This window comes from Caldimonas brevitalea, assembly GCF_001017435.1.
GTDB lineage: Bacteria > Pseudomonadota > Gammaproteobacteria > Burkholderiales > Burkholderiaceae_C > Caldimonas > Caldimonas brevitalea.
Genome location: NZ_CP011371.1, coordinates 2539480 through 2559365 on the forward strand (window position 1 = coordinate 2539480; position 19886 = coordinate 2559365).

Consider the following 19886-nt stretch of genomic DNA (forward strand, 5'->3'; position numbering starts at 1 on the left):
CCTCACAGCTCCAGCAGCATGTAGGCCTTGTCGTAGTAGTCCGCGCGCGTCCCCGATTCGACCCGGATCGCGCGCGGCAGCAGGCCGTACATGCGAAAGCCGGCGCGCTCGTACATGCGCACCGTGCGCTCGCTCGACGCGGTCACGGTCAACGTGAGGATCTCCAGGCCTTCGGCCTGCCGGGCCAACTCGATGCTGGCGGCCAGCAACTCGCGGCCGATGCCGCGGCGGGTGTGGCGTTCGCGCACATACATGCCGACGATGCTGGCCCGGTGGCGCACCTTGGGCATCAGTTCGCGCTCGCAGGCGACGGTGCCGGCCAGCTCGTCGCCGAGCCAGGCGCCGAGCAGAAAGGTGCCGCCCAGCGGTTCGGACCATCCGAGCCGGCCGAGGTAGCTCTCGGGGGACCGGACGCGTTCGGTGCGCGGGTCGGACGTGAAGGATTCGGGGTGCCGCTCGAGTGCCTCGTCGCGCAGGGCCTTGTAGGCGGACAGGTCTTCGGGATGCAGACGGCGGATCAGCACCGGTGCGGACTTATTCATGGACTCGTTCGAGCTCCTGAAGCTCTTCCAAGGTGTTGGCATTGAAAAAGGCCGATGGGGGGTCGAAGGGCACCTCGACACGGGCGTGCTGGGCGGTCCAATAGGCAATTCTGCGCTCGCCGCTGGCCAAGTAGCGCATCAGGCTGCCCGCCAGCGTTGTTTTCAGCAGGCAGAACACCGGCTGCAGTCGATCGCCGCTGCGCGCCACCGCGATGTCGGCTCCCGCATGCCCCAGGGCATCGGCCAGCCGCGCCACCAGGTCGAGCGGGAACAAAGGCGTGTCGCAGGGCACCGAGACGAGGTAGGGCGTGCGGCAGTGCTGCAGGCCCGACAGCAGGCCGGCCAGCGGGCCGGGATAGTCGGGCAGGGCGTCGGCATGCACCGGCACACCATAGCCGCGGTAGGCCGGGAGCGATCGGTTGGCGCTGATCATCAGCGCGGTGGTTTGCGGCGCGAGTCGACGCAGCGCATGGGCCACCAGCGGTTCGCCGCGAAACGGCTGCAAGCCCTTGTCGACACCACCCATGCGGGTGCCGCGACCGCCGGCCAACACGAGGCCGGTGATCTCGTGCACCGGGGGGGTGGGGTACTGCACGGCGGAGGACATGGAGCGAGAGGAGGTCTCAGCAGCCGGGCTCAACCGCCGATGTAATGCATCTCGACGCGTGGCGCTGCCGCAGCGGCCGTCGCCGGGGCCGCATCCAACGCCCCGCGCAACTCCGAATAGCGGTCGTCGCGGCCCTGCCAGATGGCCGCCAGGGTGCCGGCCAGCTGCGCATCGGACGCACCGCTGCGCAGCAGCGCCCGCAGGTCGTGGCCCTGGTGCGCGAACAAACACAGGAACAGCTGGCCCTCGGTCGACAAACGGGCCCGGTTGCAGTCGCGGCAAAAGGCCTGCGTCACGCTCGAAATCACGCCGATTTCGCCGCCGCCGTCACGGTAGGCCCAGCGCTGGGCCGTCTCGCCCTCGCGTGCGGCCGACAGCGGCTGCAGCGGATGTTCGCAATCGATGCGGCGCACCACCTCGGCCGACGGCAACACGTCGTCGAGCCGCCAGCGGTTGGTCGCGCCGACGTCCATGTATTCGATGAACCGCAGCACCATCGGTGTGCCACGGAAGTGGCGCGCCATCGGCAGGATTTCCTGGTCGTTGGTGCCGCGCTTGACCACCATGTTGATCTTGATCGGCCCCAGGCCCGCACGTTCGGCGGCTTCCAGGCCTCGCAACACCTCGGCGACCGGGAAGTCGACGTCGTTCATGCGGCGGAATACGCCGTCGTCCATCGCATCCAGGCTCACGGTGATGCGGCGCAGGCCGGCTTGCTTGAGCGCTTGCGCCTTGCGCGCGAGCAGCGAGCCGTTGGTCGTGAGGGTCAGGTCGAGGGGCTGGCCGTCGACCGTGCGCAGGTCGGCCAGCATCGCGATCAGGCGCTCGAGATCCTTGCGCAGCAACGGCTCCCCGCCCGTCAGACGGATCTTCTGCACGCCGTGCGCCACGAACACCCGGGCCAGCCGCGTGATCTCCTCGAAGCTCAGCAAGGCGCCGTGCGGCAGGAATCGATAAGACTTGTCGAACACGTCCTTCGGCATGCAGTAGCTGCAGCGGAAGTTGCACCGGTCGGTGACCGAGATGCGCAGATCGCGCAGCGGCCGGCCCAGGCTGTCCGCCAGATGCCCGTTCGGCTCCATCGGCGCGGCTGCGCGCGGCAGGGCCGCCAGGCGACGGAGGTCCGCAAGGGGAAAAACGGGGTGGGCCATACGGAGATTGTGCCGCCAATACGCCGCCCGGGCGTTGATGCGGCTCACTGGCCCTGTTTGCGCCCAGGGGGCGCGCCAGTTCGGCGGACGCCGCGGCGGGGCCTTGGCGTGGTTCGCGCCTCCGGACGCCAGCCCGACGTCGCGCCGGTCAGGGCGAGTAGTGGCTGGAGGACAAGGTGGCCTGCGGCGTCTCGGGCTCCCCCCCGGCACGCAGGCTGTTGCGCAGGCCGCTCAGCGCTTCCGCGCCCTGAACCGGCGTGCCGGCCGCTTCCAGCACCGGGGAACGCCGGGCGCCGGTGAAACGTTTGGTCCAGTACTTGATGCGCATGTCTTCGATGCGCACCTCGGACCCGCTGCGGGGGGAGTGGATGAACTTGCCTTCGCCGATGTAGATGCCGACGTGGCTGAAGGTGCGGCGCAAGGTGTTGAAGAACACCAGGTCGCCGGGTTTGAGGTCTTCGCGCTTGACCGCGATCAGGCCGGGTGCCTTGGCCTGCTCTTCGGCACGGCGCGGCAGCACCAGACCCAGGCTGTGTTCGAAGATGTAGCGGGTGAAGCCGCTGCAGTCGAAGCCTTCTTCCGCGGAGTTGCCGCCGAGGCGGTACGGCACGCCGAGGAAGTTCATCGACGTCATGACCATCTCGGACGCGGCGTCGCGCATGTGCGCCATCAACCCCTTCTTCTCGCCGGGCGCGGCGCCCGCCGGCAGCGCGGGTTGGGCGCTCCCGAACGAAGTTGGCTGCACCAGACCGCGCTCGTTCAGAAACTGGTGGACGGTGTCGGGCGTATCGGGGGCGGCCAGCACCGGCGCGCTGGCCAGCGCCAGGGCCGACAGGGCCCAGCGGACGCGTGCGAGGAGGAGGTGCTGTGACATGGGCGTGACCTTAGTCCAGCCCCTAGACAGCGTCAACCAAATATGTCGCAAACTCAAGCACTTAGAACAGATTTTTCATTCTTGTACGAAGTATGCCGGACCGATAGCGCCTTTCGCTGGACGCCCGTCGCGGGTATACCCGGGCGGGCGCGCCCCTCAGCGTCAGCGACCCGTCAGCGCCCCATCCTTCAATGGCCCGCGACTCCTCTATAAGACATAAAAGCCTTGCTCAAGGAGACGATTCGATGCACTACGAAGATTTCTATCGCCGCTCGATCGACGAGCGCGACGCCTTCTGGGCCGAACAGGCCGGCGCAATCGACTGGGAGACGCCGCCCCAGGTGATCTGTGACGACAGCCGGCCGCCCTTCGCGCGCTGGTTCGTCGGCGGCCGCACCAACCTGTGCCACAACGCGGTCGACCGCCATCTCGCCGAGCGCGCAGGCCAGAACGCGTTGATCCACGTCTCGAGCGAAACCGGGCAGGAGCGTGTCTACAGTTATGCCGAGCTGCACGCCGAGGTGGTGCGCTGCGCGGCCGTGTTGGAGTCCCTCGGGGTCGGCCTGGGCGACCGCGTGCTGATCTACATGCCGATGGTGCCCGAGGCGGTGTTCGCGATGCTGGCCTGTGTGCGGCTGGGCGCGATCCATTCGGTCGTGTTCGGCGGTTTTGCCAGCACCAGCCTGGCCAGCCGCATCGACGATGCGAAACCGTCGGTCGTGGTGGCTGCCGACGCCGGCAGCCGGGCCGGCAAGGTGCTGCCCTACAAGCCGCTGCTCGACGAGGCCATCCGCCTGGCCCGGCATGCGCCCCGCCATGTGGTGCTGGTCGACCGCGGGCTGGCGCCGGCCCCCCGAGTCGACGGCCGAGACCTCGATTACGCGGCCCTGTGCGAGGCCCAGGCGGGGAAGGATGTGCCCTGTGTGTGGGTCGACGCCACCCACCCCAGCTACACCCTCTACACCAGCGGCACGACGGGTCGGCCCAAGGGCGTGCAGCGCGACACCGGCGGGTATGCGGTGGCGCTGGCGGCGAGCATGCGCCACATCTTCTGCGGCCAGGCGGGGGAAACGTTTTTTTCCACCAGCGACATCGGCTGGGTGGTGGGGCACAGCTACATCGTCTACGGGCCGCTGTTGGCCGGCATGGCCACCATCCTGTATGAAGGCCTGCCGATCCGCCCCGACCCCGGCATCTGGTGGCAGCTGGTGGAGCGCTACCGCGTCACCGCGATGTTCAGCGCGCCCACCGCGGTGCGGGTGTTGAAGAAGCAGGACCCGAGCTTCCTCACGCGCCACGACCTGTCGTCGCTGCGCGCCTTGTTTCTGGCTGGCGAGCCCTTGGACGAGCCAACCGCCCGCTGGATCGGCGACGCCCTCGGCAAGCCGGTGGTCGACAACTACTGGCAGACCGAGACCGGCTGGCCGGTGCTGACGCTGGCGCGCGGCCTCGACCCGCGGCCCGGCAAGCCAGGCTCGCCGGGCGTGCCGATGTACGGCTACGACGTCAAGCTGCTCCACGAGGTCACCGGCGAGGAACTGACCGAGCCGCACCAGAAGGGCGTGTTGGCGATCGCCGGGCCATTGCCACCGGGCTGCATGCAGACCGTGTGGGGCGACGACGCCCGCTTCGTCGACACGTACTGGCGCAGCTTTCCCGGCCGGCTGGCCTACAACACCTTCGACTGGGGCATCCGCGATGAGGACGGCTATTTCTTCATCCTGGGGCGTACCGACGACGTGATCAACGTCGCCGGCCACCGCCTCGGCACGCGCGAGATCGAGGAGTGCATCGCCGGCCACCCGGCGGTGGCAGAAGTGGCTGTGGTGGGCGTCGCGGACACGCTCAAAGGCCAGGCCGCGATGGCCTTTGCGGTGCTGCGCGACGCTGCTGCCGCCGCCGACGCGGCCGGGCGCCAACGCCTGGAGGCCGACCTGCAGCAACATGTCGACGCGCGCCTGGGGGCGGTGGCCCGGCCCGCCGCTGTGACTTTCGTCACGGCCTTGCCGAAGACCCGTTCCGGCAAGCTGCTGCGCCGCGCCATACAGGCCTTGTGCGAAGGCCGCGACCCGGGCGACCTGACGACCATCGAGGACCCGTCGACCCTGCGGCAGATCCAGGACGCGCTGGCGGCGCGCTGAGCGTAGCGACAGGGGGCGCGGGGGGAGGGGAGAGGCGTGCCAAGTGCCCGCCTCAAGTTTTGGCGCGGCCTGCCGAAAATTCCGGAAGCTGGACTTTGACCCCTCCAGCCCTTCGGGATGAAAAACAACAACGCGCCTGCTTCTGCGATCCACGTCCACCAGCTCAAGGTCGGCATGCATGTGCATCTCGATGTCGGCTGGATGGACCACCCGTTCGCCCGCAGCAGCTTCAAGATCGCCTCGGCCGCACAGATCGAGGCGATCCGCGGCATGGGGCTGGAGCAGGTGCGTTGGGACCCACTGCGCAGCGAGCCGGGTGTGGTGCCCGAGCCGCTGCCGGCCCCGGCGCCGGCGGCCCACCCGGTGGCGGTGGTGATCGACCAGGAGGCCGCGGCCCGCGAGGCGCGCCGTGACCTGATGGCCGCCCAGCAAGCCAGCCTGGCACGGTGCGAGCGCGAGTTCGCGCAGGCCGGACGGGTGCACCGGCAGGTGTTCGAGCAGGTTCAGGCGCAGCCCGAACAGGCCGGGCGAGCCTCGGTGCAGCTGATCGACGGCTTTCTCGGTCATGTCACCGACAGCCGGGACACCTGCCTCCGCCTGCTCGGCGAGACCTCGGGTGAACGCTCTTCTTCGCACCCCGTCAACGTCGCGGTCATCGCCATGTTGCTGGGCAAGGCGATCGGCTTGTCGGGCGAAGAACTGCACGAACTGGGGGTAGGGGCCATGCTGCACGACATCGGCAAAGTCGCCTTGCCTGAACGGGTGCGATGCCGCGACGACCGCCACTCGCACGCCGACGTTCAGTTCTACCAGGAGCACGTCGCCCACGGTATCGACCTGGCCCGCAAGATGAAGCTGAGCCTGGGCGCCGCCCTCGTGATCGCGCAGCATCACGAGCATGTGGACGGCACCGGGTTCCCCCAGCGGCTGACGGGGGACCGTATCAGCAAGGCCGCGCGCATCGTGGCGCTGGCCAACTGCTTCGACAACTTGTGCAACCCGCACAACCCGATCAAGGCGCTGACGCCGCACGAGGCCTTGTCGCTGATGTTCGCTCAGATGAAGGCGCGCTTCGACGCCGTGATGCTGGGGGCTTTCATCAAGATGATGGGCGTCTACCCGCCCGGCTCGGTGGTGCAGCTGACCGACGACCGTTACGCCATGGTGGTGTCGGTCAACGCGGCCCGCCCGTTGAAGCCGCGCGTCATCGTCCACGAGCCGGGGGTGCCGCGCGAAGAGGCGCTGATCGTCGACCTCGAAGATCAGGCCGGCCTTGGCATTCGCCGCAGCCTCAAGCCGGCTCAGCTCCCCAAGGACTCGCTCGATTACCTGTCGCCGCGCGAGCGTGTGTGCTACTTCTTCGAAGGCGGCAGCCCGGTGCGCGACGAGGCAACCGAGGGGATGGCGGCATGAGCCGGGCACGACCGCCGCGAGGCGCTCGCACCGCAGTGCTTGGCACGGAGGTAACCGTATGACCCCCGCGCACCTGCAGCCCTTGCTGGACGGCATGCTCGAGGCGGCCTGGCTGGTCGACCCGGTCGAGCTGCGCGTGCTGGCCGCCAACCCCGGAGCCGCCCGGCTGCTTGGCGTCTCGGTCCAGTCGCTGGTCGGTCGTGCCGTCGTCGAGCTGGCGGCGACACCCGAAGACCTGGCTTTCTGGGAAGACGTGGCGGCGGGCCTGTCGGACCGCATCCTGTCGAACACCTTGCTGGTCCGGGCCGACGGCAGCACCGTGGCCGTCGAGCGCCGCGTGTGCCGGGTGCGCTTTCCGGACGGTACGGCCGTGTTTCTCGTCAGCGCACGCGACCGCAGCGAGCAGCAACGTGTCGAGGACGAGCTGGAAAGGCGGGTGGCCGAGCTTCGGGCCACCCTCGAATCGACGGCCGACGGGGTGCTCGCGGTCGACCTGGACGGCTCGATCCGCGGCTACAACCATCGTTTCGCCGAACTGTGGGGCCTGCCCATGCCGCTGCGCAAACGGCGCGACGGCGAGGCGGTGTCGGCCTGGATGCGCAACGCCGTGGCCGATGGCAGCGGCTATGCCGAGCGGCTGGCGCAGATCCAGGCAACCCCGCTGCTGGAGGCCACCGACACGCTGGTGCTGCGCAGCGGCAAGATCGTCGAGCGGGTCACGCTGCCGCAGTACAGCCGCGGCCAGCCGATCGGGCGCGTCTATTCGTTCCGGGACATCACGCTGCGTCTGGCCGCCGAGTCCCGTCTGCAGCTCGCCGCCAAGGTGTTCGAGGCCAGCCTCGACGCCATCGTCGTGACCGACGCCGAACACCGTCTGATGGCCGTGAACCCGAGCTGCGAGCGGCTCACCGGCTTCGCCCGCCAGGAACTGGTGGGCGGGTGCCTGCAGGACGTGCTGAGCGCCGCAGACGCGGACGTGTCGGTCGAAGCGGTCTGCACCGAACTCGGCTCGCAGGGCTATTGGGAAGGTGAGCTGCGCCACCGCCACAAGGACGGCCCCGGCGGGCCGTGCCAAGTGAGCCTGGTGCGCCTGCCCGACGAAGCCGGCAACACCCTGCACTACATCGGCTTCATCAAGGACCTGAAAGACAAGGTGGCGGCCAAGCAGCGCATCGAGGAGCTGGCTTACACCGACGCGCTCACCGGCCTGCCCAACCGGCTGGTGCTGAACGAACGGGTGGAGTTCGCGATCGCGATCGCCCGGCGCGAGCAACATCCCTTCGCGCTGCTGTTCGTCGACCTCGACCGCTTCAAGCACATCAACGATTCGCTCGGCCATGTGTTCGGCGACCGCGTGCTGGTCGAGGTGGCCGAACGCATCAAGGGCTGTGTGCGCGAGGTGGACACGCTGGCGCGGCTCGGCGGCGACGAATTCGTCCTGCTGGTGCACCAGGCCGACGCGCGCGGTGCCGAAACCGCCGCCCGGCGGGTGCTGGAGGCCTTGTCGCAGCCGTTGACGCTGGACGAGGTCAGCTTCACGGTCACGGCCAGCATCGGCATCGCGCTGTATCCCAACGACGGCGCTTCGCTCGGCGACCTGATCAAGAACGCCGATGCGGCCATGTTCCGCGTCAAGGAGCGCGGCCGGGCCAGCTTCCGCTTCTATCAGCCGCAGATGAACGTGGACCTGCTGGCCCGCATGAAGATCGACCATGCGATGCGCCAGGCCTTGCCGCGCGGGCGCTTCCGGCTGCACTACCAGCCGCAGCTCGACATGCGCGGCGGCAAGGTGATCGGCGCCGAGGCCCTGCTGCGCTGGTCCGATGACGACCTCGGCGAGGTGTCGCCAGGGCAGTTCATCCCGGTGGCCGAGGAGAGCGGCTTCATCGTGGCGCTGGGCGATTGGGTGCTGGCCGAGGCGGTGCGGCAGGCGGCCGTGTGGCATGCGCAGGGTCGCGAGCTGAGTGTCTCGATCAACGTGTCGGCACTGCAGTTCCAGCAGGCGAACTTCGTCGAGCGGGTGGCCACGGCCGTGGCGGTCTCGGGCCTGCCGCCGCAGCGGCTCGAGCTGGAGCTGACCGAATCGATCCTGGTGCAGGACGCCGACGAGGCGATGTTGCGGCTGCAGGCCCTGGCAGCGCTCGGCGTGCGCCTGTCGATCGACGATTTCGGGACCGGCTATTCGAGCCTGGGCTATCTGAAGCGTTTCCCGATCGAGAAGCTGAAGATCGACCGCTCTTTCGTGAAGGGCCTGCCGGACGACGAAAGCGACGTCGGCATCGTCACGGCCATCGTCAAGCTCGCCAAGGCCTTGCGCCTGCAAGTGATCGCGGAAGGGGTCGAGACCGAGGCCCAACGCCGCTTCCTGGTCGATGCGGGCTGCGACGAGTTCCAGGGTTTCCTGTTCTCGCCCGCGGTCGCCAGCACCGCCTTCGAAGCCTTGCTGGCCGTGCCGGCGCGCCCGCTGCTGCTGCCCGAACCCGCCGGTGCGGCCTTGCCGCCGCTGTAGAGCGCGCCGGTTTCAGCGTTGTCGTGAAGCGCGCTGCGCCGAGTCGCCAGCGCGACAGGGCGGGCGCCGCTGTGGGCCCCGGGGTGCCGCCTGCGGGTACATCCCCTCGTGGTGTGAGAAAAAGTACGCACTTCTCCCAGCTGTTGACCTCCTCAATTGACGGTATCGTTGCCGCCTTTGTCAAAAAGCCGTGATGGTTGGAGGTTGATTGTGATGGCAAACCGCAGGCAGTTTCTGCAGTCCGGCGCGAGCACCGCGGTGCTTGGGCTGGCTGCCAGCGCGGGTCTGCTCCCCGCTGCCGCTCAGGCCGCCTGGAGCAAGGCCGCATTCGAGGCCAAGGGCCTGGCCGAGGTCGCCAAGGCGCTGGGCGGTGCAGCCCCCGTCGAGAGCGCCGAGGTGCAGTTGAACGCGCCCGAAATTGCCGAGAACGGCAATGTGGTGCGGGTGGCGGCGTCCAGCAGCCTGCCCGGCACCACCCAGGTCGCGATCCTGGTCGAGAAGAACCCGAACACGCTCGCCGCGGTGTTCGACGTCGTCGACGGCACCGAAGCCAATTTCGCGACCAACATCAAGATGAGCCAGACCTCCAAGGTCTATGCGCTGGTCAAGGCGGGCGACAAGTATCACTATGCCGTCAAGGAAGTGAAGGTCACGCTCGGCGGCTGCGGCGGCTGAGCAGGCTCGGTGGAACAGGAGTAGCAAGATGGCAGATCCGATGCGCATCCGGGCACAGGCCCAGGGCGACAAGACGACGGTGCGCGTGTTGATGGCGCACGAAATGGAAAGCGGCCAGCGCAAGGACTCGGCCGGCAAGGTCATCCCCGGGTGGTACATCACCGAAGTGACCGCGCAGCACAACGGCAAGACGGTGCTGTCGGCCCAATGGGGCGGGGCCGTGTCGAAGAACCCTTACCTGCAGTTCAGCTTCAAGGGCGGCAAGGCCGGCGACAAGATCACCGTGACCTGGGTCGACAACCGCGGCGAGTCGCGCAGCGACGAAGCGGTCATCGCGTAAGCACACCGGCGGACAACCACAACAAGGAGAGACACGCGATGAAATGGCTTGCATACGGCGCAGCTTGCGCCGTCAGCTTGGCGGGCGCGAGCGCGCTCGCCCAGAAGTCGGCCGCCGACGCGATCGCCGACTACCGCGCTTCGTTGCAGGACGGCAACCCGGCCGACCTGAACGCCGCCCGTGGCGCGGCGCTCTGGAACAAGGCACGCGGACCGAAAAACGCCTCGCTGCAAGGTTGCGATCTCGGCAAAGGCCCCGGCGTGGTGGCCGGCGCCGCGGCCTCGCTGCCGCGCTACTTCGCCGATGCCGACGCGGTGATGGACGTCGAATCGCGGCTGGTGCACTGCATGGTCACGCTGCAGGGCTTCAAGCGGGAGGAGCTGACGGCCAAGCCCTATTCGTCCGACGGCCAGAAGGCGACCGAGATCGAAGACCTGGTGGCCTTCCTCTACGACGAGTCGCGCGGCATGCCGATCGCGGTGCCGACCGGGCATCCGAAAGAGCAGCAGGCCTACCAGCGCGGCAAGCAGATCTTCTTCTTCCGTGCCGGCCCCTACGACTTCTCCTGCGCTTCGTGCCACTCGGCCGATGGCCAGCGCATCCGCCTGCAGGACCTGCCCAACCTGACCAAGACTGCGCCGGCCCAGGCGGCCTTTGCCGCGTGGCCCGCATACCGCGTCTCGCAAGGGGCGGTGCGCACGATGCAATGGCGTTTGTACGACTGCTTCCGACAGCAGCGCATGCCCGAGTTGAAGTACCTCAGCCCGGCCTCGGTCGACCTGATTGCCTTCCTGGGCGTGAACGCCAACGGCGGCAAGATGGCCGCGCCGTCGATCAAGCGTTGAGGAGCGCGAGCGCATGAAAACCAACAACACCCTGATCCTGCTGGGCGCGGCGGCCATCGTGGCCGGTTGCGCGACGATGAGCGCCGGCCCCGACGTCACCGAGGTGATCAAAGCCTCGTTCCAGGAGCGCGGCATCGCCAAGCTCGACCGGCTCGAGCAGACGCCGCTGCAAAAGGCCTGCAGCCAGGCCGATGCGGCGGGCAAGCCGCTGGACGCGGCCACGGCGTCGCGCCTCGAGCAGGCCGCGCTGGCGGCGGTGAAGCCACCGGCCGACGGCACCTACCTGGGCGACTGGAAAGAGGGCGAGAAGATCGCGCAAAGCGGCCGCGGCCTGCAGTTCAACGACACGGCGCAGACCGTGGCCGGCGGCAACTGCTACGCCTGCCACCAGCTGAGCAAGGCCGAGATTTCCTTCGGCAACATCGGCCCGAGCCTGTACCAGTACGGCAAGCAGCGCGGTGTCGCCAATCCGGCCGACCCGGCCAGTGCCGAGATCGTCAAGTACACCTGGGGCAAGCTGTGGAACAGCCACGCCTACCGTGCCTGCTCGCCGATGCCCCGCTTCGGTGATGCGGGTATCCTGACCGAGGTGCAACTCAAGCACGTGATGGCGCTGCTGCTCGATCCGCAATCCCCCGTCAACACGCCCTGACCGGCGTCGGCCCCCCCGGCCGCGGGCCGGGCGGGGCTTTCCTCCTGCCGGCGCCATCGCGAGACATCCCCCATGCCTCTGTCACGCCGCGAATTCCTGAGTGTGCTGGCCGCCGCAGCGGCTGCCGGCTTTCCGCTCGACCGTGAGGCCAGCGCAGCTCAGGCCCGCTCGCTCTACGACGTCCCCCGCTACGGCAACGTGCACTTGCTGCACATGACCGACTGCCATGCGCAGTTGCTGCCGGTGTATTTCCGCGAGCCCAGCGTCAACCTGGGGCTGGGGGCTGCCGAGGGCCAGCTGCCCCACGTCGTCGGCGCGCCGCTGTTGAAGCGGCTCGGGCTGCGTCCCGGCAGCCGCGAAGCGCACGCCTTCACGTCGCTCGACTTCGAGCGCCTGGCGCGCCGCTATGGCAAGGTCGGCGGCTTCGCCCACCTGGCCACGCTGGTGCAACGCCTCAAGGCGAGCCGCCCCGGCGCCTTGCTGCTCGACGGCGGCGACACCTGGCAGGGATCTGCGACCGCGTTGTGGACCCAAGGCCAGGACATGGTCGAGGCCGCCAAGCTGCTGGGCGTCGACGTGATGACCGGGCACTGGGAGTTCACCTACGGGATGGAGCGCGTGTCCCAGTTGGTGGAACGCGAGCTGGCCGGCCACATCGATTTCATCGCCCAGAACGTCAAGACCGCCGACTTCGGCGACCCCGTGTTCAAGCCCTTCGTGATGAAGCAGGTCAACGGTGTCGACGTCGCCATCATCGGGCAGGCGTTTCCGTACACGCCGATCGCCAACCCGCGCTGGCTGATGCCCGACTGGACCTTCGGCATCCAGGAGGCCGAACTGCAGCGCCTGGTGCAGCAGGTGCGCGAGCAGGGCGCCCAGGCGGTCGTGCTGCTGTCGCACAACGGCATGGACGTCGACCTGAAGCTGGCCTCGCGCGTCAGCGGCATCGACGTGATCCTCGGCGGCCACACGCACGACGGCATGCCGGTGCCGGTGACGGTGCGCCACGAGGGCGGCCAGACGCTGGTGACCAATGCCGGCTCGAACGGCAAATTCCTCGGCGTGCTCGATCTCGACGTGCGGGGCAAGCGGGTGGCCGGCGTTCGCTACCGACTGCTGCCGGTGTTCGCCGATTTGCTACCGGCCGATACGCGGATGGCCACCTACATCGACAAGCTGCGGGAGCCCTACGCCGCCAAGCTGGCGCAGCCGCTGGCGGTGACCGAGGGCCTGCTGTGGCGCCGGGGCAATTTCAACGGCAGCTTCGACCAGCTCATCCTCGACGCGATGATGGACGTGCGAGGCGCCGAGATCGCCTTCTCGCCCGGCTTCCGCTGGGGCACCACGCTGCTGCCGGGCGAGACCATCACGCGCGAGCACCTGATGGATCAAACCGCCATCACCTACCCCTGGTGCACGCTCACCGAAATGAGCGGCGAGGCGATCAAGACCGTGCTCGAAGACGTCGCAGACAACCTCTTCAACCCCGACCCCTACTACCAGCAAGGCGGTGACATGGTGCGCGTCGGCGGGCTGACCTACACCTGCGATCCACGCGCGGCGGCCGGCCGTCGCATCCTCGACATGCGCCTCGCCGGGACGCCGATCGAGGCCGGTAAAAAGTACAAGGTCGCGGGCTGGGCGCCGGTCTCGGAGGCCGCGCGCGACAGCGGCCCGCCGATCTGGGAGGTGGTCGAAAGCTGGCTCGCGCAGCACAAGACGGTCGCGCCACGCCAGCTCAATCAGCCGCGCTTGTTGGGCGTGGACGGCAACCCGGGGCTGGCCTGATCCCCGTGTCGGCCGACGGCCGGCAGCATGACCGCGCGCCCGGCGGGGATGTGAAGAACCCCTAACATGACTGCTATGAAACGAAGCAGCCTGGTTCTCGTCATCTCTCTCGGCCTGGGGGCCTGTAGTTCGCTCGGTGTCGGTGTTTCAGTGCCCATCGGTGTGGGCAATGTCGGCATCGGCGTCGGCTCCGGTGGTCGGGTCAGCGGGGGTGTCGGCGTAGGGGTGGGCGGTGTCGGCGTCGGTGTCGGCGGCTCGACTCGGTTGCCGCCGCGTCAGCAGTCGCAGTCCGCCGTACCGGATGCGGCTTCTGCGCCGGCGACCCCGGTCTCTGCCCAACCGTGAGCAGGGCAAGAGAGAGAGAGGGAGGTGGGGTCGCGAGCCGCCCTTCGTTCAGATCAGCAGGAATCCGTTTGATGGCGATCGAATGCCATCAGTGTTAGAGTGGTAAGTCTGACAGCAGGTCCTTCCCGTCCCCTTTACTGGTTTCTGTATTGATGCCAGAGAAAGGCGGGTCGCAATCCGCCAACCGGTCAAGCCGTGTCGCGGAAGGTTGTTCAACCAGCCACAGCCCTGGAAACCGGGGTGAAAGGTGAGCGAGATGATGCAGCAATACAGGTCGAACTCGTACCTGTTCGGGGGCAATGCTCCCTACGTCGAAGAGTTGTACGAGGCCTACCTCGACAACCCCGGTTCGGTGCCCGACAACTGGCGCGCCTACTTCGACGCCCTTCAGAATGTGCCCGCGGTGGACGGCTCCGAGTCGCGCGATGTGCCGCATGCGCCGGTGATCGAGTCCTTCGCGCAGCGCGCCAAATCCAACGCCTTTGCTGTCAAGGCGAGCAGTGCCGATCTCGCGGTCGCGCGCAAACAGGTCCATGTTCAGTCGCTGATCGCTGCCTATCGTTTCCTCGGCTCGCGCTGGGCCGACCTCGATCCGCTCAAGCGCCAGGAGCGCCCCAAGATCCCCGAGCTGGAGCCGGCGTTCTACGACCTGACCGAGTCCGACATGGACATCACGTTCAGTGCGACGAACACCTACTTCACCAAAGCCGACCAGATGACCCTGCGCGAGATCGTGCAGGCCTTGCGTGAAACCTACTGCGGCACCATCGGCGCCGAGTTCATGCACATCACCGAGCCGGCCGAAAAGCGTTGGTGGCAGCAGCAGCTGGAAAGCATTCGCTCCAAGCCCACCTTCAGCGTCGAGAAGAAGAAGTCCATCCTCGAGCGCCTCACCGCCGCGGAAGGTCTCGAGCGCTACCTGCACACCAAATACGTCGGCCAGAAGCGCTTCTCGCTCGAAGGCGGCGAGTCCTTCATCGCGTCGATGGACGAGCTGATCCGCCGCGGCGGCGAGAAGGGCGTGCAGGAAATCGTGATCGGCATGGCCCACCGCGGCCGCCTCAACGTGCTGGTCAACACGCTGGGCAAGTCGCCCAAGGATTTGTTCTCGGAGTTCGAGCACACCGCGCCCGAAGACCTGCCCGCTGGCGACGTCAAGTACCACCAGGGCTTCTCGAGCGACGTGTCCACCCCCGGCGGCCCGGTGCACCTGAGCCTGGCCTTCAACCCTTCGCACCTCGAAATCGTCAACCCGGTGGTCGAAGGCTCGGTCAAGGCCCGGATGGACCGCCGCGGTGACGAGGACGGCGACCAGGTGCTGCCCGTGCTGGTGCACGGCGACGCCGCCTTCGCCGGACAGGGTGTGGTGATGGAGACGCTGGCGCTGGCGCAGACGCGCGGCTACTACACCGGCGGCACGGTGCACATCGTCATCAACAACCAGATCGGCTTCACCACCTCCGATCCGCGCGACAGCCGCTCGACGCTGTATTGCACCGACGTGGTCAAGATGATCGAAGCGCCGGTGCTGCACGTGAACGGCGACGACCCCGAAGCGGTCGTGCTCGCCACGCAGCTGGCCCTCGACTACCGCCAGGAGTTCAACAAGGACGTGGTGGTCGACATCGTGTGCTTCCGCAAGCTGGGCCACAACGAGCAGGACACGCCCTCGCTGACCCAGCCGCTGATGTACAAGAAGATCGCAGCCCACCCCGGCACCCGCAAGCTGTACGCCGACAAGCTGTCCGCCCAGGGCGCGATCCCGGCCGAAACCGCCGACGAGATGGCCAAGGCCTATCGCGCCGCGATGGACGCCGGCAAGCACACGGTCGACCCGGTGCTGACCGACTTCAAGAGCAAGTACGCGGTCGACTGGTCGCCCTTCCTCGGCAAGAAGTGGACCGACGCGGCCGACACCGCGCTGCCGCTGGCCGAGGTCAAGCGCCTGGCCGAACGCATCACCACCATCCCGAGCACCTTCAAGGTCCACCCGCTGGTCGAGAAGGTCATTGCCGACCGCGCCGCCATGGGCCGCGGCGAGATCAACGTCGACTGGGGCATGGGCGAGCACCTGGCCTATGCGTCGCTGGTCGCCAGCGGCTATCCGGTGCGGCTGTCGGGTGAAGACTGCGGCCGCGGCACCTTCGTGCACCGCCACGCCGTGCTGCACGACCAGAAGCGCGAGAAGTGGGACGAAGGCAGCTACATCCCGCTGCAGAACGTGGCCGACAACCAGGCACCGTTCGTCGTGATCGACTCCATCCTGTCGGAAGAAGCCGTGCTCGGCTTCGAGTACGGCTATGCCAGCGCCGACCCCAACACGCTGGTGATCTGGGAAGCCCAGTTCGGCGACTTCGCCAACGGCGCCCAGGTGGTGATTGACCAGTTCATCGCGTCGGGCGAGGTCAAGTGGGGCCGCGCCAACGGCCTGACGCTGATGCTGCCGCACGGCTACGAAGGCCAGGGCCCCGAGCACTCGTCGGCGCGCCTCGAGCGCTTCATGCAGCTGGCGGCAGACAACAACATCCAGGTGGTCCAGCCCACCACGGCCAGCCAGATCTTCCACGTGCTGCGCCGCCAGCAGGTGCGCATGTTCCGCAAGCCGCTGGTCATCATGACGCCCAAGTCGCTGCTGCGGAACAAGGACGCCACCTCGCCGTTGACCGAGTTCACCAAGGGTGAATTCCGCACCGTGATCGGCGAGCTGAACGCGCAGATCGACCCGGCCAAGGTCAAGCGCGTGATCGCCTGTTCGGGCAAGGTGTATTACGAGCTGGTGAAAAAGCGCGAAGAGAAGAAGTCGCAAGACGTCGCCATCCTGCGCATCGAGCAGCTCTATCCGTTCCCGCACAAGGCCTTCACCGCCGAGCTGAGGAAGTACCCCAACGTCACCGATGTCGTCTGGTGCCAAGACGAGCCGCAGAACCAGGGCGCCTGGTTCTTCGTGCAGCACTACATCCACGAGAACATGAGCGAAGGGCAGAAGCTCGGTTACGCCGGGCGTCCCGCCTCGGCCTCGCCGGCCGTGGGCTATGCCCACCTGCACCAGGAGCAGCAGAAAGCGCTGCTCGACCAGGCCTTCGCCAAGCTCAAGGGTTTCGTCCTCACCAAATAAGACCCCGGCGGTTGTCGCGAGCGCCCCGCGTCGCGATCACCGCCCGCACCGCTGCGCGCCGCTGGTTCTGGCGCCCGGTGCGGTCACACGAACATCGAAAGACAAGACATGGCAATCGTAGAAGTCAAGGTTCCGCAGCTCTCTGAATCGGTGGCCGAGGCCACCCTGCTGCAGTGGAAGAAGAAGCCCGGCGAGGCCGTGGCGCAGGACGAGATCCTGATCGAGATCGAGACCGACAAGGTCGTGCTGGAAGTCCCCGCGCCCAGCGCCGGTGTGCTGGCCGAGGTGGTGGTGGCCGACGGTGGCACCGTGGTCTCCGACCAGGTGATCGCCAAGATCGACAGCGAAGGCAAGGCCGGCGCTGCCGCCCCGGCCCCGGCGCCCGCTGCTGCGGCGCAAGCCGCGGCACCCGCGCCGGCCGCTGCGGCGACGCCGGCCGCAGGCTCGGGCAGCAAGTCGGACGTCGCGATGCCGGCGGCGGCCAAGCTGATGGCCGACAACCAGCTGGCCCCCGGCTCGGTCCCGGGCACCGGCAAGGACGGCCGCGTCACCAAGGGTGATGTGCTCGGCGTGCTCGAAGGCGGCGCTGCCGCGAAGGCCGCCCCTGCCGCGGTGCCGGCGCCCGTGCAGATCCCGCCTACCGCGGCTGCCAAGCCGCCGCTGCCGCCGGTCGCGGCCCCCGTCGCGAGCCTGGGCGACCGCCCCGAGCAGCGCGTGCCGATGAGCCGTTTGCGCGCGCGTATTGCCGAACGCCTGCTGCAGTCGCAAGCCACCAACGCCATCCTGACCACCTTCAACGAGGTCAACATGGCGCCGTTGATGGAGATGCGCAAGAAGTTCCAGGAGAAGTTCGAGAAGGAGCACGGCGTCAAGCTCGGCTTCATGAGCTTCTTCGTCAAGGCGGCGGTGCATGCGCTGAAGAAGTACCCGGTGCTGAACGCGTCGGTGGACGGCAACGACATCGTCTACCACGGCTATTTCGACATCGGCATCGCGGTCGGTTCGCCGCGCGGCCTGGTGGTGCCCATCCTGCGCAACTGCGACCAGATGACGTTCGCCGAGATCGAGAAGAAGATCGCCGAGTTCGGCCAGAAGGCCAAGGACGGCAAGCTCGGCCTCGAAGAGCTGAGCGGCGGCACGTTCTCGATCTCCAACGGCGGCGTGTTCGGCTCGATGCTGTCGACGCCCATCATCAACCCGCCGCAGTCGGCCATCCTCGGCGTGCATGCCACCAAGGACCGTGCGGTGGTCGAGAACGGCCAGATCGTCGTGCGGCCGATGAACTACCTCGCGATGTCGTATGACCACCGCATCATCGACGGCCGGGAAGCCGTGCTGGGCCTGGTGGCGATGAAAGAGGCGCTGGAAGATCCGGCCCGATTGCTGTTCGACATCTGAGAGGCGAGACGATGAGCAACAAGCAATTCGACGTCATCGTCATCGGTGGTGGTCCTGGCGGCTACATCGCCGCGATCCGCGCCGCGCAGCTGGGCTTCAACACGGCCTGCATCGACGAGTGGAAGAACGGCAAGGGCGGCCCGGCACCTGGCGGCACCTGCACCAACGTCGGCTGCATCCCGTCCAAGGCCCTGCTGCAGTCGTCCGAGCATTTCGAGCACGCCGGCCATCACTTCGCCGACCACGGCATCTCGCTGTCCAACCTGAGCATGGACGTGGCCAAGATGCTGGGCCGCAAGGACGCCGTCGTGAAGCAGAACAACGACGGCATCCTGTACCTGTTCAAGAAGAACAAGGTCAGCTTCTTCCATGGCCGCGGCTCCTTCGTGAAGGCGGGTGAGGGCGGCTACGAGATCAAGGTGGCCGGCGCGGCCGAAGAGACGCTGGTCGGCAAGCACATCATCCTGGCCACCGGCTCCAACGCCCGCGCCTTGCCGGGTGCGCCGTTCGACGAGGACAAGGTGCTGTCGAACGACGGCGCGTTGCGCATCCCGTCGGTGCCGAAGAAGTTGGGCGTGATCGGCTCCGGCGTGATCGGCCTGGAGATGGGTTCGGTCTGGCGTCGCCTGGGCGCTGACGTGACCGTGCTCGAAGCGCTGCCGACCTTCCTCGGCGCCGTCGACGAGCAGATCGCCAAAGAGGCCCACAAGGCTTTCACCAAGCAAGGCCTGAAGATCGAGCTGGGCGTGAAGATCGCCGAGGTCAAGACCGACGAGAACGGGGTCAATGTCAGCTACGTCGACAGCAAGGGCGGCTCGCAGATCCTCGAATGCGACAAGCTGATCGTGTCGATCGGCCGCGTGGCCAACACCAACGGGCTGAACCATGAGGCCGTGGGCCTGAAGCTCGACGACCGGGGTGCCATCGTCGTGGACGACGACTGCCGCACCAACCTGCCCAACGTCTGGGCGGTCGGCGATGTGGTGCGCGGGCCGATGCTGGCGCACAAGGCCGAGGAAGAGGGCGTGGCGGTGGCCGAGCGCATCGCGGGCCAGCACCCGCATGTCGACTTCAACACCGTGCCGTGGGTGATCTACACCAGCCCGGAGATTGCCTGGGTGGGCCAGACCGAGCAGCAGTTGAAGGCGGCAGGGCGTGCCTACAAGGCCGGCACCTTCCCCTTCATGGCCAACGGCCGCGCACGCGCCTTGGGTGACACGACCGGCCTGGTGAAGTTTTTGGCCGATGCCAAGACCGACGAGATCCTCGGCGTGCACATCGTCGGCCCGTATGCGTCGGAGCTGATCTCCGAGAGTGTCGTGGCCATGGAGTTCAAGGCCAGTGCCGAGGACATCGCGCGCATCTGCCACGCGCATCCGTCGCTCAGCGAAGCCACCAAGGAAGCGGCGCTGGCGGTGGACAAGCGGACGCTTAACTTCTGATCCGAAGCGGACCGCCGTCGAGCCAGGGCGACCTCACCGTCGCCCTTTT

The 19886-nt window shown here is 67.7% G+C and carries 15 protein-coding genes; 11 read left to right on the plus strand and 4 right to left on the minus strand.

Translation table 11 applies throughout. The annotated features are described in order from the left end of the window. Positions 1-2: 2 nt before the first annotated feature. The 4 genes from AAW51_RS11295 to AAW51_RS11310 all read right to left on the minus strand — a co-directional run bounded on the left by AAW51_RS11295 (position 3) and on the right by AAW51_RS11310 (position 3174). Complete coding sequence (locus AAW51_RS11295) at positions 3-542, minus strand: GNAT family N-acetyltransferase (protein WP_047194705.1); 540 nt, start codon at positions 540-542, stop codon at positions 3-5. Beyond that, entirely contained in the window at positions 535-1149 is a 615-nt protein-coding gene (gene mobA / locus AAW51_RS11300; RefSeq protein ID WP_047194706.1) for a molybdenum cofactor guanylyltransferase MobA, read from the minus strand. The genes AAW51_RS11295 and mobA overlap by 8 nt, the downstream gene beginning before the upstream one ends. A gap of 29 nt (positions 1150-1178) precedes the next feature. Next, entirely contained in the window at positions 1179-2300 is a 1122-nt protein-coding gene (gene moaA / locus AAW51_RS11305) for a GTP 3',8-cyclase MoaA (protein ID WP_047194707.1), read from the minus strand. 148 nt (positions 2301-2448) lie between these two features. Then, on the minus strand, positions 2449-3174 hold the full coding sequence (locus AAW51_RS11310) for a C40 family peptidase (RefSeq protein WP_083438224.1): 726 nt from the start codon (positions 3172-3174) through the stop codon (positions 2449-2451). 245 nt (positions 3175-3419) lie between these two features. Between AAW51_RS11310 and AAW51_RS11315 the strand changes: the two genes are divergently transcribed. The 11 genes from AAW51_RS11315 (at position 3420) to lpdA (ending at position 19837) form a co-directional block, all read left to right on the plus strand. Beyond that, positions 3420-5315, plus strand: coding sequence for a propionate--CoA ligase (locus AAW51_RS11315; protein ID WP_047194708.1), 1896 nt, complete (start codon positions 3420-3422; stop codon positions 5313-5315). A 117-nt stretch (positions 5316-5432) separates the two neighbouring features. Then, positions 5433-6728, plus strand: coding sequence for an HD-GYP domain-containing protein (locus tag AAW51_RS11320; protein ID WP_047194709.1), 1296 nt, complete (start codon positions 5433-5435; stop codon positions 6726-6728). A 58-nt stretch (positions 6729-6786) separates the two neighbouring features. Next, positions 6787-9237 carry a sensor domain-containing protein gene (locus AAW51_RS11325; protein ID WP_047194710.1) on the plus strand — a complete coding sequence of 817 codons (2451 nt, stop codon included), beginning with the start codon at positions 6787-6789 and terminating at the stop codon, positions 9235-9237. 210 nt (positions 9238-9447) lie between these two features. Continuing rightward, positions 9448-9912: a thiosulfate oxidation carrier protein SoxY gene (gene soxY / locus AAW51_RS11330; RefSeq protein ID WP_417903601.1), complete on the plus strand. Its 465-nt coding sequence runs from the start codon at positions 9448-9450 to the stop codon at positions 9910-9912. A 28-nt stretch (positions 9913-9940) separates the two neighbouring features. After that, a complete protein-coding gene (gene soxZ / locus AAW51_RS11335; protein ID WP_047194712.1) occupies positions 9941-10252 on the plus strand; it encodes a thiosulfate oxidation carrier complex protein SoxZ in 312 nt (103 codons plus the stop codon). A 38-nt stretch (positions 10253-10290) separates the two neighbouring features. After that, positions 10291-11097 carry a sulfur oxidation c-type cytochrome SoxA gene (gene soxA, locus AAW51_RS11340; protein ID WP_047194713.1) on the plus strand — a complete coding sequence of 269 codons (807 nt, stop codon included), beginning with the start codon at positions 10291-10293 and terminating at the stop codon, positions 11095-11097. 13 nt (positions 11098-11110) lie between these two features. Beyond that, positions 11111-11749, plus strand: coding sequence for a sulfur oxidation c-type cytochrome SoxX (gene soxX / locus AAW51_RS11345; RefSeq protein ID WP_047194714.1), 639 nt, complete (start codon positions 11111-11113; stop codon positions 11747-11749). A gap of 72 nt (positions 11750-11821) precedes the next feature. Continuing rightward, the gene (gene soxB, locus AAW51_RS11350; protein ID WP_238947832.1) at positions 11822-13537 is read left to right on the plus strand and encodes a thiosulfohydrolase SoxB; all 1716 of its coding nucleotides are present in this window, start codon (positions 11822-11824) and stop codon (positions 13535-13537) included. Positions 13538-14138: 601 nt separating this feature from the next. Then, a complete protein-coding gene (locus AAW51_RS11355) occupies positions 14139-16997 on the plus strand; it encodes a 2-oxoglutarate dehydrogenase E1 component (RefSeq protein ID WP_417903602.1) in 2859 nt (952 codons plus the stop codon). Positions 16998-17105: 108 nt separating this feature from the next. Then, complete coding sequence (odhB, locus tag AAW51_RS11360; protein ID WP_047194716.1) at positions 17106-18395, plus strand: 2-oxoglutarate dehydrogenase complex dihydrolipoyllysine-residue succinyltransferase; 1290 nt, start codon at positions 17106-17108, stop codon at positions 18393-18395. A gap of 11 nt (positions 18396-18406) precedes the next feature. After that, positions 18407-19837 (plus strand): dihydrolipoyl dehydrogenase, encoded by a 1431-nt coding sequence (lpdA, locus tag AAW51_RS11365; RefSeq protein WP_047194717.1) that lies wholly within the window; start codon positions 18407-18409, stop codon positions 19835-19837. Positions 19838-19886: the final 49 nt, after the last annotated feature.

Excerpts from the sequence above, each read along its gene's own strand:
- soxX (WP_047194714.1), top strand. The coding sequence starts at position 11,111 with ATGAAAACCAACAACACCCTGATCCTGCTGGGCGCGGCGGCCATCGTG.
- odhB (WP_047194716.1), top strand. The coding sequence starts at position 17,106 with ATGGCAATCGTAGAAGTCAAGGTTCCGCAGCTCTCTGAATCGGTGGCC.
- soxZ (WP_047194712.1), top strand. The coding sequence starts at position 9,941 with ATGGCAGATCCGATGCGCATCCGGGCACAGGCCCAGGGCGACAAGACG.
- AAW51_RS11355 (WP_417903602.1), top strand. The coding sequence starts at position 14,139 with ATGATGCAGCAATACAGGTCGAACTCGTACCTGTTCGGGGGCAATGCT.
- AAW51_RS11310 (WP_083438224.1), bottom strand. The coding sequence starts at position 3,174 with ATGTCACAGCACCTCCTCCTCGCACGCGTCCGCTGGGCCCTGTCGGCC.
- moaA (WP_047194707.1), bottom strand. The coding sequence starts at position 2,300 with ATGGCCCACCCCGTTTTTCCCCTTGCGGACCTCCGTCGCCTGGCGGCC.
- AAW51_RS11295 (WP_047194705.1), bottom strand. The coding sequence starts at position 542 with ATGAATAAGTCCGCACCGGTGCTGATCCGCCGTCTGCATCCCGAAGAC.
- soxB (WP_238947832.1), top strand. The coding sequence starts at position 11,822 with ATGCCTCTGTCACGCCGCGAATTCCTGAGTGTGCTGGCCGCCGCAGCG.
- AAW51_RS11315 (WP_047194708.1), top strand. The coding sequence starts at position 3,420 with ATGCACTACGAAGATTTCTATCGCCGCTCGATCGACGAGCGCGACGCC.
- AAW51_RS11325 (WP_047194710.1), top strand. The coding sequence starts at position 6,787 with ATGACCCCCGCGCACCTGCAGCCCTTGCTGGACGGCATGCTCGAGGCG.
- soxA (WP_047194713.1), top strand. The coding sequence starts at position 10,291 with ATGAAATGGCTTGCATACGGCGCAGCTTGCGCCGTCAGCTTGGCGGGC.
- AAW51_RS11320 (WP_047194709.1), top strand. The coding sequence starts at position 5,433 with ATGAAAAACAACAACGCGCCTGCTTCTGCGATCCACGTCCACCAGCTC.
- lpdA (WP_047194717.1), top strand. The coding sequence starts at position 18,407 with ATGAGCAACAAGCAATTCGACGTCATCGTCATCGGTGGTGGTCCTGGC.
- mobA (WP_047194706.1), bottom strand. The coding sequence starts at position 1,149 with ATGTCCTCCGCCGTGCAGTACCCCACCCCCCCGGTGCACGAGATCACC.